The sequence below is a fragment of the Streptomyces longisporoflavus genome (assembly GCF_014649775.1).
GTDB lineage: Bacteria > Actinomycetota > Actinomycetes > Streptomycetales > Streptomycetaceae > Streptomyces > Streptomyces longisporoflavus.
Map to the genome: position 1 here is coordinate 80320 of NZ_BMTR01000005.1, position 12156 is coordinate 92475.

A 12156-nucleotide genomic window follows, 5' to 3' on the forward strand; every position below is an offset into this window, starting at 1 on the left:
GCCGGCGGACTCAGGCGACCGGGGAGTGGCGGTGGGCCGGGGGCGCGTCGGGGAAGCAGCGCGGGTCGTCCCAGAGGAGCTGGACGTCCCTCGCCCAGTGCTTGTCGGGTTCGTCGGCCGCGTCGGCGCTCTCGCGCAACGACATGATGGTGCGCGGGAGTTCGGCGGGCCGATGACCGTCGAGGTGGGCGGCAAGCCGGTCGAGGAAGTCGGAGCCCTGACAGCCCATGTCGTCCCGGTGGTGCTCGGCGTCCTCGCAGCCCGTGCGCGGCCACAGCAGCATCGGTACCGGCACGGTGAGCGAGACGTCGAAGTGCGTCACGTCGGCGTCGGGACCGGCGCGGTCGGCGCGGGGCGGCGCCGCGAAGCCCGCCAGATCCGCGCCGTCCTGCCGCAGCCGGAAGCGCAGCTTGTTCGGCTTCTCCCGGGTGCCGCACTCGACGCGGTGCAGGACGGTCGTGGCCCGGCCGTCCAGCTGCTCCCACTGCCGGGCGAGCCGGTGGCGCAGACCGCCCTTGCGGCGCGAGCGGTCGGTCACGACCAGGGGGTACGAGCAGCCGAGCGGGGTCGGGTCGTCGGCGCCGCACTCCCACTGGGCCACCGGCCAGTTGAGCAGCGCGCGGGGCAGGACGAAGGCCAGCAACTCGTCCGTACCGGGCGTGAGATGGGAGAAGGCGTCGTCGACACGCTCCTGGACGTACGAGCGGACGTGGCTCGCGGCGACGGTGCCCGAGCCGACGGGGTGGCGCAGGCCCTCGCGGTACGCGGACACCTCGACCAGGAACTGGTCGTCGCCTGCCCCGCTGTGGTCGATCTCGACGAGGATGGGGGACCACACGGGCAACTCGCCGGGCGCCGGTCCGGCGCTCCCGGCGGTCCCCGCGATCCCGGCGGGCCCGCCAGGTGAGGTCGCCGTTTCGAGCTGCATGGCGAGCCGGTCGGCCAGGCGGGTCACCACGTCGGGGTCGTCGACCTCCGAGAGGACGTACCACGCCGCCGACCACAGCGAGCCGAAGCCGCCGGGCGGCACGGGCGGGTCGAACGGTCCCACCGCGTCGCGGTAGAGGCGCTCCGGATCGCCGGCGACGCCGGCCGCCGCAGCCCGTTCCACCAGGGCGCGCAGCCGTTCCTTCGCCGTCCGCTGGTGGCCGGGGGTGGGGATCAGGTCGCCGAGCGGGGGCCAGTAGCGGGCCATGACGGAGGTGGGCAGCATCCGTCCGTTGCGTACGCCGCCGGCCGCGCGGGAGGCGGCCGACACCATGCCCACGACGCGGTTGCTGTCCGCGAGGGTGGCCGCCGAGCCGCTGAACCCCGGTGCCAGGGGCTGTCCGTGGGCGCTCCAGGCCTCCAGCTGCACCCATTCGTCGGCGATCCGCTGGGCGGCGGTGGCGCGGTACTCGGCGAGGGTGCCCTCGCGGTAGCCCTTGGGGAAGCCGTAGACGAGGAGCCGGGGGCGGGGCTCGGCGTACGCCTCCTCGGGCGCCGCGAACTCGGCGGGCCGCAGCGGCACCGTGTGCTCCAGCTCCAGGACGGCGAGGTCACCGAGGTCGTCGCTCCGTCCGTCCCAGCCGCCGTGGGCGCAGACGGCCGCGGTCACCTCCCCGAGGTCCTCGCGGTGCGGGAACGAGACGGCGACGGGGGCGCGGGCGCTGTCGCGGACGACGTGCGCACAGGTCAGGACGTGCCGCTCGGACACGAGGAACCCGGCCCCGGCCTCGCCCCCGCACGCAATGCGGGCATGCCACGATGCGCTGCTCATCGTGCGGGGGAGACCTCCGGCGGGCTCACGGGCGACGCGGCGGACGCCCCCGCGGCCCCTCCTGCCGCTCCCGCGGTCTCTCCTGCCGTTCCCGCGGTGCCGCCTGCCGTTCCCACGGCCCGACCTGTCGCTCCCGCGGCCCGACCTGCCGCTCCCGCGGCCCTTCCTGCCGCCCCTGCGGACTCGCCTGCCGCCCCCATGGACCCGCCCGGCGCCGCCCCCGCCGACCCGTCCGGTGTCCACGCCAGGCGTACCACCAAGTGGCCCTCCGCCGTGCCCTTGACGATCACCGCGCCCGCCTCCGCCGACATCCGTACGCCGAACTCGATCTCCACCGAGTCCGGGCGCAGGCTGCCGTCACGGAAGACCCGCAGTGCCGACTCCGCGGCGGCGCGCGCCCCGGCCAGAGACTCCTCGAAGGTGCGGGCCGCGCGGGAGGGGCCGTCGCCGCGGGAGACGAGGCGGGAGCCGTGCGTGTCGTCCACGTCGGCCATGACGACGTGCCCGCCGTCGTCGGTCGTGAACTCCACCAGATCATCCATCAAAATGCCCCCGTCGAGCGTTCATCGCACCTGCCAACCGCATTGTTACGGATGGTCCTCGCGCCTGTCATCACGGTCATCACCAACGGGCATCACCAGCGGTCATCACCCCAGTCACGGTGATCGCGGGCGCACCGGCGGGGGCAGGAGGGAACGGTGGACTTGGCGGGAAGGTGCCCTGGCGGCTTCCCGCCAGCACCGGTCAACACCCCCGCAACACAAGCCCCCTGACACTCTTCGCAGCGCCCGGGAACCACCCCCGCCCGGGTCCGACGAAGAGAGGGCACCCATGACCCGATCATTCCCCCGGCGAAGAGCGAGGCTGCTGCCTGCCGTCGGCCTCGCGTTCGCGCTGCTCCCGGCAGGGCAGAGCGCCACCGCCGCGCCCGCGGACGGACCGCGGGCGCGGACCGCCCCCGCAGTTCCCGCCGCCCCCGCCGCGAGGGCCGCTCACACGGTCACCCTGGTGACCGGCGACAAGGTCACCGTCACGGAACTCGGCGGCGGCAAGAAGACCGTCACCGTCGACCGGCCGACCGGGGCCACCGGCGCTGTCCGGAGCGAGATCGCGGGCGACCGCATCACCGTCGTACCGGACGAGGCGCGGCCCTACCTGAGCGCGGGCACCCTCGACAAGCGCCTCTTCGACGTGACGGAGTTGATGCGCCAGGGGCTCGGGGACGAGAAGGGCGGCGCGCTGCCGCTCATCGTCACGTACGAGAAGAGCGCGCGCCGCGACGCGGGCCCGGCGACGCCCCGCGGCACCGAGAAGGTGCGCGCGCTGCCGAGCGTGGGCGGCGTGGCGGTGAAGGCGGACAAGCCCGGCACGTTCTGGCGGGACGTCGCGCCCGGCGCCTCCAAAGCCACGCGTACGAAGGCCGGTTCGGACTCGGGCGGCGCCCTCGCCGACGGCATCGAGAAGATCTGGCTCGACGGCCGTGTCGAGGCCGACATGGCGCAGAGCAACGAGCAGATCGGCACACCCGGGGCCTGGGAGGCCGGGCTCACCGGCAAGGGCGTCAAGGTCGCCGTGCTCGACACGGGCGTCGACCTCGGCCACCCCGGTCTCAAGGACCGGGTGGGCGCCGCCAAGAGCTTCATACCGGGCGAGGAAGTCGCCGACCGCAACGGCCACGGCACCCATGTGGCCTCGACCGTCGGCGGCAGCGGAGCCGGATCCGACGGCGACAAGGAGAAGGGCGTGGCACCCGGCGCCGACCTCTCTGTCGGCAAGGTCCTCAGTGACGAGGGCTCCGGCACCGAGTCGCAGATCATCGCGGGGATGGAGTGGGCGGCCAAGGACGTCGGCGCCAAGGTCGTCTCGATGAGCCTGGGTTCGCAGGAGGCGAGCGACGGCACCGATCCGATGGCCGCCGCCGTCAACACGCTCTCCGAGGACACCGGCGCCCTCTTCGTCGTCGCCGCGGGCAACAACGGCGCACCCTCCTCGATCGGTTCGCCAGGCGCCGCGGACTCCGCGCTGACCATCGGCGCCGTAGACTCCGCCGACCGGGCCGCGTACTTCACGAGCCAGGGCCCCCGCTACGGCGACAACGCCCTCAAGCCCGACCTGTCGGCGCCGGGCGTCGACATCCTCGCCGCCCGCTCGCAACTCGTCACCGGCGAGGGCTACTACACCGAGATGAGCGGTACGTCGATGGCCACCCCGCACATCGCGGGCGTCGCCGCCCTGCTCGCCGAGAAGCACCCGGACTGGAGCGGGGCGCGCCTCAAGGACGCGCTGATGTCGACGTCGAAGCAACTCGACTCATCGGCCTATGAGTTGGGCGCCGGGCGCGTCAGCGTGCCCGATGCCGTGGGGGCCCGCCTCACCGCGACCGGAAGCGCCGATCTCGGCTTCTACTCCTGGCCGTACGAGGAGAACAAGCCCGTCACGAAGACGGTGACGTACACCAACTCGTCGGACGCCGCCGTCGAACTGAGCCTGTCCGCCGAGGGTGCGGCCGAGGGCGTCGCGACCCTCGCCGACAAGACGCTGACCGTCCCCGCGCACGGCACCGCGTCGACCACGGTGACCGGTGACGGCGCGAAGGCGCCCGTCGGGAACACCAGCGGTCGTATCGTCGCGAGCGCCGCCGGGAAGCCGGTCGCGCACACCGCGTTCGGCCTGGTCAAGGAGGAGGAGCGGTACACGCTCACCGTCCGCGTCAAGGACCGGGACGGCGCCGCGACCGGGGCAGGCCTCGTGCTCCAGCGGCTCGCCGGGCAGGTCGACCCCGTCCAGGCGCAGGTCGGGGACTCCGGCACCCTCCAACTGCGCCTGGAGCCCGGAAAGTACGCCCTCTCCTCCTTCCTCGACGTGCGCGGCGGCAAGGGTGAGGACTCTCTCGGCCTCGGCTTCCTCATGGCGCCGGAGATCATCCTCGACAGGGACCGCGAAGTCACCCTCGACGGCCGCAAGCTGCGCGAGGTCGGCGTGGACGTCGGGAAGCGTACCGAGACCCGCCAGCTCCTGATGGAGTACGACCGCCGGGCGAACGGTGCCGAATTGCAGGGCGCGGTCCAGGTGCCGGTCAAGTACGACAGCGTCTTCGCGGCGCCCACCGAGAAGGTGACCGACGGCAGCTTCGAGTACCGCACCGTCTGGCGCCTCGGCAAGCCGACCCTGGACGTGCGGGGCCTGCGCGAGGTGGTCGCGCAGCCCGGCGGCACGGTGACCGAAGGGCGGAGCGAGCTGCGGCTCGTGGACGCGGGCGGCGGTACGGCGGCCGATTACGCGGGCAAGGACGTGAAGGGCAAGGCTGTCGTCGTACGGCGGCCGGCGGTTGCGGACGGGACGGCCGCGCAGCTCGCGCAGACCGCCCAGGACGCGGGCGCCAAGGCACTGTTCGTGACCGACGACGTGCCGGGGCGGCTCAACGCCTGGTTCGGAACGGACGACAACGCGGACCGCCCGCTCCAGATCGGCACGGTCGATGCGGCGGACGGCGCGCGGCTGCGCGCGGCGGCGAAGGCGGGCCGGACCGTGCACACGACGGCGACTCCCCGCACTCCCTATGTCTATGACGTGTCGGAGGGTCACAAGGGAGCCGTGCCCCGCGACCTCACCTACGAGCCGTCGAAGCGTGAACTTGCCGTGCTGGACACGAAGTTCCACGCGGTGAAGCCGGTGGCGGGCGGCGAGTTCCGCTACTCGCTGACGGACACCTTCTCCGTCGGGTTCGGCTTCCAGGAGAAGATCGACTACCCGGTCGAGCGTACGGACCACGCGTCCACGGGAGCCGGTCAGCTGTGGCACGAGTCGGTGTCGGTCGGGCCCGGCGTCCTGGAGGAGCGCAGCGGTCTGGTCGGCTACCGGGGCGGCAAGCGCGGCGAGCTGAACTGGTTCAAGCCCGTGTGGCATCCGTGGCTGGGCACGGGGCTCGGCTGGGGCCAGACGCGGACCGGGAACAACCTGGAGTTCAACGTCCCCGGCTGGGGCGATTCAGGACCCGATCACACGGGCTTCGGCGACGTGTGGAACGACGACTCGATGACGCAGGTCAGCGAGGTCTACGCGAACGGTGAGCTGGTCGACCGCAAGAAGAGTTCGGGTGTGTACGTGTGGGACGCGGACCCCGCGCCGACGACGTACAAGGTCGTGACGGACACGACGCTCGACCCGCGGCGGTGGCGGCTCGCCACGAAGGGCCACTCGGAGTGGACCTTCGAGTCGAAGGAGACGGCGGTCGACCGCAGGACGTTCCTGCCCCTGCTGAACCTCGGCTTCGACGTGGACACGGACCTGGCGGGCGATGTGCGCGGCGGGCGTTCCGTGCGGGTCGGGATCTTCGCCGAGTACGTGAAGGGGGCTGTCGGCACCGGGAGCGTCGGAGGCGGAAAGCTGGAGGTCTCCTACGACGAGGGGAAGACCTGGAAGAGCGTCGGCCTCGACCGGCGCGGCAGCGGGGCCGCGTGGGAAGGGAAGCTGAAGGTGCCCGGGTCCGCGGAGTTCGTCTCGCTGCGTGCCTCGGCGAAGGACGACCGGGGCGGCTCCGTCACCCAGGAGATCGTGCGGGCGGTGGGGGTGAAGTAGCGGACGGCGGCCGAACGCGGCGACGCCGCCTCCCCTGGGACGGGGGAGGCGGCGCCGCTGCGTGAGTATCCGGGTGCGTCTCCGGACGGTCTGCGGGTGACGTCAGATCAGCCAGCCGAGGAAGTGGGCGATACCGGCGACGACGTCAGTGATGATGTTCATGGTGGTGCTTCTCCTTGTGGGACTTTCTCAGGATGTTCCAACTCCCGGCCCTCGTATGGGACATGGGCCGGGTCACGCGGCAACTACGGTCTGCAGCCCGTCGCTTGCGTTCCGTAATCATCGTCAATCACATGCGTCACATGCAATCCCTGCCGGAACGATCACCTGTTCAAGGGAACAACTGCTCCCGTGTTCGTATTTTCGAGATCGGGGGCCAGGGCGGTGAAGAGAGTTGGAGGGCGCACGCGTTGAGGGCATGTGCATCCAACCGCTCAGAGCGTCTTCATCCTCTGAGCCACGCCACGCGGCGCCCCGCTCCCCCGGGGCGCCGCGTGCGCGTCACCGCATGGGTGCCTTCATCATCCGATCCGCGCCTCTTCGCCCACGCCTGCGCCGAGTTGGGCGTCGCCCCCGCGGATGCCCTGATGGTCGGCGATCACCCCGCCAAGGACGGTGGTGCCGCGGGGGCGGGGCTGCGGGCCTATGTCCTGCCGGGTGGTGCGGCGCCGGGAGCCGTGCGGGGGCTCGGGGCGGTGCTTCGCCTGGTCGACGGGTCTCGCTGACCATGCCGCCCGCGCGCCTTGCTGACCATGCCGCCCGCGCGCCTTGCTGACCACGCGGACCGTGCGCCTCGCTGACCATGCCGCCCGCGCGCCTCAATGCCTCGCTGACCTGGGCAAGGGGCTTGTCGGGTACACGTCCAGGAGTTGTTAGCCTGCGGGGCGGATCATCGAACCCAGGAGGCCTCCGTGTCACCAGACCGCCCCACGATCGCCCTGGTCACCAGCAGGCCCCAGCTGGAGACCGGCGTCGACCGTGACCTCCCCGGGCTTGCGCGTTCGCTCGGCGACGCGGGCGCCGAAGTCGCCACCGTGTCCTGGGACGACCCGAGGGTCGACTGGGAGCGGTTCGACCTCGTCGTCATACGGTCCGCCCGGGATCACGGCTCGCGCCTCGCCGAGTTCGTGGCCTGGGCGGGCCGCGTCGCACGGCTCACCGTCCTGGCCAACCCGGCGTCCGTGGTGCGGTGGAACACCGACGAGCGCTACCTGGAGGCGCTGGCGACGGCGGGGGTGCCCGTCGTGCCCACGCGCTATCTGGCGCCCGGTGACGCGGTGGAGATCCCGGACGACGGCGCGTTCGTCGTCAAGCCCGCCTCCGGGGCGGGCGCGCGCAGTGCCGCCCGGTACGAGAAGGGCGAATACGAGCCCGCCGTACGGCACATCGAGCGGCTGCACGGCGAAGGGCTCACCGCGATGGTCCAGCCCTATATGCCGCGCGTGGACGAGACCGGTGAACGCGCACTCGTGTACGTCGGCGGGCGCTTCCTGCACGCCGTACGGAAGGGTGCCCTGTTGGCTCCGGGCACGGCGTACGACGACCGGACAATGCCGCGTCCCGACCTCCGGACCTGGCAGCCGACGCCCGCCGAACTCGCCCTCGCCGAGCAGGTGTTGGCCGCGGTGCCGGGCTCGCCCGAGTTGCTGTACGCGCGCGTCGACCTCGTCGACGGGGCGGAAGGGGACGGGCCCTGCGTCCTGGAGCTCGGACTCGTCGAGCCGAACCTCTACCTCGACCTGCACGCGGGCTCGCTGCCCGCGGTGACCGAGGGGATTCTCGCCGCCGCCGGATAGCCGACGCGGTGTAACCGGATGGACGTGGCGGCCGGGATCCGCATACCCTGCCGCCATGTCCAGCCCCGAGTCCGACAGACTCCAGCCACCGGCCGGCATGTCCGGTGGCTGAGTAGTTCCGCGGGAAACCAGCGTCAAACTGCGCCTACGCCGTGGCTCGGCGCGTCGTTTTCCGCGCCCCTGTCAGGGCGCTGCCTCGCTCACGTCACCGGACCCTTCGCCGCCGCACGGGCCGACGTTTCCTTCCCCCGGCCGGCGCACATCCGTCCGTCCCGCCGGTCGATCACTGACGTGGTTGCGGAGTTCCTTCATGCCATTTTCCCTCTACATGCTCGGACTTGCCGTTTTCGCGCAAGGCACATCCGAGTTCATGCTCTCCGGTCTCGGCCCCGACATCGCCGCCGACCTCGACGTATCCCTCTCCACCGCGGGCACCCTGACCTCGGCCTTCGCCGTGGGAATGGTCATCGGCGCCCCGGCGATGGCCCTCCTCAGCCGTCGCCGGCCGCGCAGGACCGCGCTGCTCGGCTTTCTCGTCGCCTTCCTGCTCGTTCACGTCGTCGGCGCGCTGACCAGCAGCTTCGCCGTGCTGCTCGGCACCCGTGTCGTCGGCGCGCTCGCCAACGCCGGATTCCTCGCGGTGGCCCTGGTCGCCGCCGTCGACATGGTCGAGCCGAACGCCAAGGGGCGGGCCACTTCCGTACTGCTCGGGGGCGTCACCCTGGCCTGCGTCGCGGGTGTTCCCGGCGGCGCGCTGCTCGGGCAGTTCTGGGGATGGCGGTCCGCCTTCTGGGCGGTGGCGCTGGTCTCCGTGCCCGCGCTCCTCGCGATCCTGCGATCCGTGCCCGGCGGTGCGTCCGGCACCCGGGTGTCCGGTGCGCGCGGGGAACTGCGGGCGCTGCGCGAGCCGCGTCTCGTCGTGACCCTGCTCCTCGGAGCGCTGGTGAACGGCGCGACCTTCTGTACGTTCACCTACCTCTCGCCGGTGATCACCGAGGTGAGCGGGTTCCCGGAGACCAGGGTGCCCGCGCTGCTCGCGCTCTTCGGCGCGGGGTCGTTCATCGGGGTCACGGTCGCGGGGCGGTTCGCGGACGCGCGGCCCGTGACGTTCCTTCTCACCGGCGGGGTCGCGCTGCTCGCCGGGTGGGTGCTCTTCGCGCTGACCGCGCAGAACGCGGTGGCCGCCGTCGTGCTCGTCCTCGTCCAGGGCGCGCTGTCCTTCGGCGTCGGCTCCGCCCTGATCACCCGGGCGCTGTACGCGGCCACCGGCGCCCCCACCCTCTCCGGCGGCTTCGCGACGGCCGCGCTGAACGTGGGCGCCGCGATCGGCCCCGCAGGCGGCGGACTCGCCCTCGCGGCGGGGCTCGGCCACCGCTCGCCGCTGTGGGTCAGCGCGCTGCTCGTGGCGCTGGCCCTGGTGGCCGGGGTCATGGCGCTCGGAAGCGTCAGCCGCCGGGGGAGTCGGGAAGCGACAGCCGCTGCACCAGTCCCCAGGTGAACTCCGCCACGCACCGCCGCGGCTGACCCGCACCGTCCGGGGCCGTGAAGGCGAGGCGCCAGCGCGTGGGTGCCGTGCCCTCCATGGGGCGGGCCGGGGCGAACGCGCGGGCGGCCTCGTCGACCGTGCACGACCAGGGGGTGAGGTCGTCCAGGGTGTGCAGCGCGGGCCCCGGAGCGCCCGGCGCGCGGATCAGCCACTCGTTCCACACCGCGCCGTTCGGTGCGCGCAGGACCTCGAAGCGCAGGGACGGCCACAGCGGCACCGGCCACAGCAGCGCCTCGCACTCCAGGTCGCCGATCTGCCGGGCCAGGGTGGCTTCGGGGGCGCCGAGCACCGAGCGGTAGCGGGAGACCGCGCCCCGCGAGCGGGCGGAACGGGTCATCGCCTGCCAGCGGCGGTTGGCCTCGCGCATGTCCGCGATGGAGACGCCGAGCTCGTGCCGGGCCGCCTCCACCAGGTCCGGATTGTGGTCGGCCATGCGGCGCAGCAGGACCAGCTGGAAGTCGAGAGGGGTGAACGGGCCGGAGGGCGGCCTCGACCCGGAGGCGGAGCTAGCGGACATGCGCTCCATGGTCGCGCACCGCAGCCGCCCCCGGGCGGCGCCCGCCGGGAAGGAACAGGACCGAGTTCACGTACCGGGGTCTGCGCGGGGTGAGCACCCGGCGCAGCAGCCCCTGCGACACGACGTACGACGTGTCCTTCTGGTGCGCCTCCAGGTCGAAGTCGGCGAGCGGCAGCCAGGTGTGCTCGGGCAGGACCCAGCCCTGGTAGCCGTGGTGCCGGGTGAGGAGGTCGACGATCGGCCCGATCGGCTGGATGCGGGACTCCAGCTCGACGAACAGAGCGGGACGGTCGCGGGTGAGCAGATCGTGGGCGCCGCGCAGGACCCGCAGTTCGTTGCCGTCCACGTCGATCTTGATGAAGTCGACGTCGCGCAGGCCGAGCCCGTCCAGGGTGAGACAGGGCACCTCGACCGCCTTGGCGTGGATGTCCCTGCGGATGAGTGAGGAGACCCCGCGGTCGCCGCGGTCGCCCTGCGGCAGCCAGAGCCGCGCCGTGCCGGGGCGGTCGGTGGCCGCTGCCTGGATCACCCGCACGTTGCCCGGCGTGGAGGTCTCCAGGAGCCGGGCCAGATGCGGGACGGGTTCCACGGTCACCACGCGGCGCGCACGCGAGGCCAGGCGGCGCGACCAGGGGCCGTACCAGCCGCCGACGTCCACCGCCGTGCCGCAGCCGCGCGGGCAGAGGTCCGCGAGACGGGCGAGCTCCGGCTCGAAGCGGGGATAGACGAGGCGGGCCAGGGAGGCGATGAGCCGGGCGGGGAGGTGCGGGGCGAGGCGGGCGGCCACGGTTTTATGGGTGCTCGGCCCGGGCTTGTGGGGGCCCGTCACGTGGTTATCCGCTTCAGGAGCTGCTCGTGCTCGTCCTCCGACAACTGCTCCCCCGAGGAGGGCAGGAGCTGCGGTATGCCGTCGATGATGGGATAGCGGCGGCGCAGCCTGGGGTTGTAGAGCACCTCCTGCGGTACGAGGGGTTCCGCGGGTTCCAGGAGATGCAGCGGCCCCTTGTCCAGCGGGCAGGCGAGGATCTTCAGAAGAGGGTCTTCGGGGTTCATCAGCTCGTCAACTCCTTGGTCGGTGACGTCGCTTGAGGTGGCGGCGCGTCGTGCTTGGGCATGGCGAGGAGGACGGAGACGGCGAGCGCCGTGCCCGCGATCCGCAGGGCGAGCCGCACGGGTTCGTCGGGCAGCGGCTCGCCGAACGCCAGCGTGCCGAGTACCGCGGTGAACAGCGCGGTAACCGTCGTGCAGACCGGGACGATGAGCGAGGCGCGGCACCGCTGCAGCGCCGCCTGGGACATGATCAGGCCGAACGCCCCGGTGAACAGCAGGAGATACGGATACGGCGATGCGAGGAGATGGAGCAGCGCCGAGCCGAGATCCTGCGTGGTCAGATAGCTGGAGACGCCCTTGATGGCCAGTGAGCTGACTCCGTAGAGGAGCCCTACGGCCACCCCGTACTCCACGCCCGTCGTCGGGAGCCGGTGCCGGTGCCTCGCGCGGCGCTCGGCCGAACCGTAGAGCAGCACTCCCGCGGCGAGCGAGGGCAGGCAGACGGTGAGGACGAGCGGCACGGGCGCGCCGCGGCTGACGGTGTCCGCCTCCTCGTCCAGCGAGAGGACGACCATGAGCAGCGCGAGGAGGATGGCCCCGACGGCGTACCGCTCGCGCCCCGAGGTCTGCTCCCCGAGCAGCACGGAGGAGAGAAGCAGCAGGAGCACGAGCCCGGAGACGAAGATCCCCTGCGCCGCGGCGATGGGCAGCGTCCGGTAGACGGCGAGCTGCGCGCCGAACCCGGCGGCGAGCGCGAGCGATCCGCCGATCCACAGCGGGCTGGAGATCACCTGTTTGAGCAGCCGTGCCGGGCTGCGCACGCTGACGGACGGCATCGCGGTGAGGGCACGTTTCTCCAGGACGAACCCCGTGCTGTAGAGGACGTTCGCGAGCAGTGCGGCGGTCACAC

General features: G+C 72.5%; 10 protein-coding genes. 4 read left to right on the forward strand and 6 right to left on the reverse strand.

Annotated features, from left to right (window positions below):
* Nucleotides 1-10: 10 nt before the first annotated feature.
* A complete protein-coding gene (locus tag IE226_RS11820) occupies nucleotides 11-1759 on the reverse strand; it encodes a VMAP-C domain-containing protein (RefSeq protein ID WP_190081081.1) in 1749 nt (582 codons plus the stop codon).
* On the reverse strand, nucleotides 1756-2301 hold the full coding sequence (locus tag IE226_RS45050) for a CU044_2847 family protein (protein ID WP_229870788.1): 546 nt from the start codon (nucleotides 2299-2301) through the stop codon (nucleotides 1756-1758). The genes IE226_RS11820 and IE226_RS45050 overlap by 4 nt, the downstream gene beginning before the upstream one ends.
* A 289-nt stretch (nucleotides 2302-2590) precedes the next feature.
* On the opposite strand from IE226_RS45050, the gene IE226_RS11830 reads away from it, so the two are divergent.
* From IE226_RS11830 to IE226_RS11845, 4 genes are all read left to right on the forward strand, one after another.
* A complete protein-coding gene (locus tag IE226_RS11830; RefSeq protein ID WP_190081082.1) occupies nucleotides 2591-6337 on the forward strand; it encodes a S8 family serine peptidase in 3747 nt (1248 codons plus the stop codon).
* A gap of 512 nt (nucleotides 6338-6849) precedes the next feature.
* The gene (locus IE226_RS11835) at nucleotides 6850-7062 is read left to right on the forward strand and encodes an HAD hydrolase-like protein (protein ID WP_308429455.1); all 213 of its coding nucleotides are present in this window, start codon (nucleotides 6850-6852) and stop codon (nucleotides 7060-7062) included.
* Between the two features lie 186 nt (nucleotides 7063-7248).
* A complete protein-coding gene (locus tag IE226_RS11840) occupies nucleotides 7249-8133 on the forward strand; it encodes an ATP-grasp domain-containing protein (RefSeq protein WP_229870789.1) in 885 nt (294 codons plus the stop codon).
* Between the two features lie 310 nt (nucleotides 8134-8443).
* Complete coding sequence (locus IE226_RS11845; protein ID WP_190081083.1) at nucleotides 8444-9631, forward strand: Cmx/CmrA family chloramphenicol efflux MFS transporter; 1188 nt, start codon at nucleotides 8444-8446, stop codon at nucleotides 9629-9631.
* On the opposite strand, the gene IE226_RS11850 is transcribed toward IE226_RS11845, so the two are convergent.
* From IE226_RS11850 to IE226_RS11865, 4 genes are read right to left on the reverse strand one after another with little or no spacing between them, the layout of a single operon-like run.
* Nucleotides 9579-10205, reverse strand: coding sequence for a hypothetical protein (locus IE226_RS11850; RefSeq protein WP_190081084.1), 627 nt, complete (start codon nucleotides 10203-10205; stop codon nucleotides 9579-9581). The genes IE226_RS11845 and IE226_RS11850 overlap by 53 nt on opposite strands.
* Nucleotides 10186-11025, reverse strand: coding sequence for an FkbM family methyltransferase (locus IE226_RS11855; protein WP_190081085.1), 840 nt, complete (start codon nucleotides 11023-11025; stop codon nucleotides 10186-10188). Before IE226_RS11855 ends, IE226_RS11850 begins: the two co-directional genes overlap by 20 nt.
* Entirely contained in the window at nucleotides 11022-11249 is a 228-nt protein-coding gene (locus tag IE226_RS11860; RefSeq protein ID WP_190081086.1) for a Trm112 family protein, read from the reverse strand. Before IE226_RS11860 ends, IE226_RS11855 begins: the two co-directional genes overlap by 4 nt.
* Nucleotides 11249-12154, reverse strand: a complete 906-nt coding sequence (locus tag IE226_RS11865; protein WP_190081424.1) for a hypothetical protein — start codon at nucleotides 12152-12154, stop codon at nucleotides 11249-11251. The genes IE226_RS11860 and IE226_RS11865 overlap by 1 nt, the downstream gene beginning before the upstream one ends.
* Nucleotides 12155-12156 lie beyond the last annotated feature (2 nt).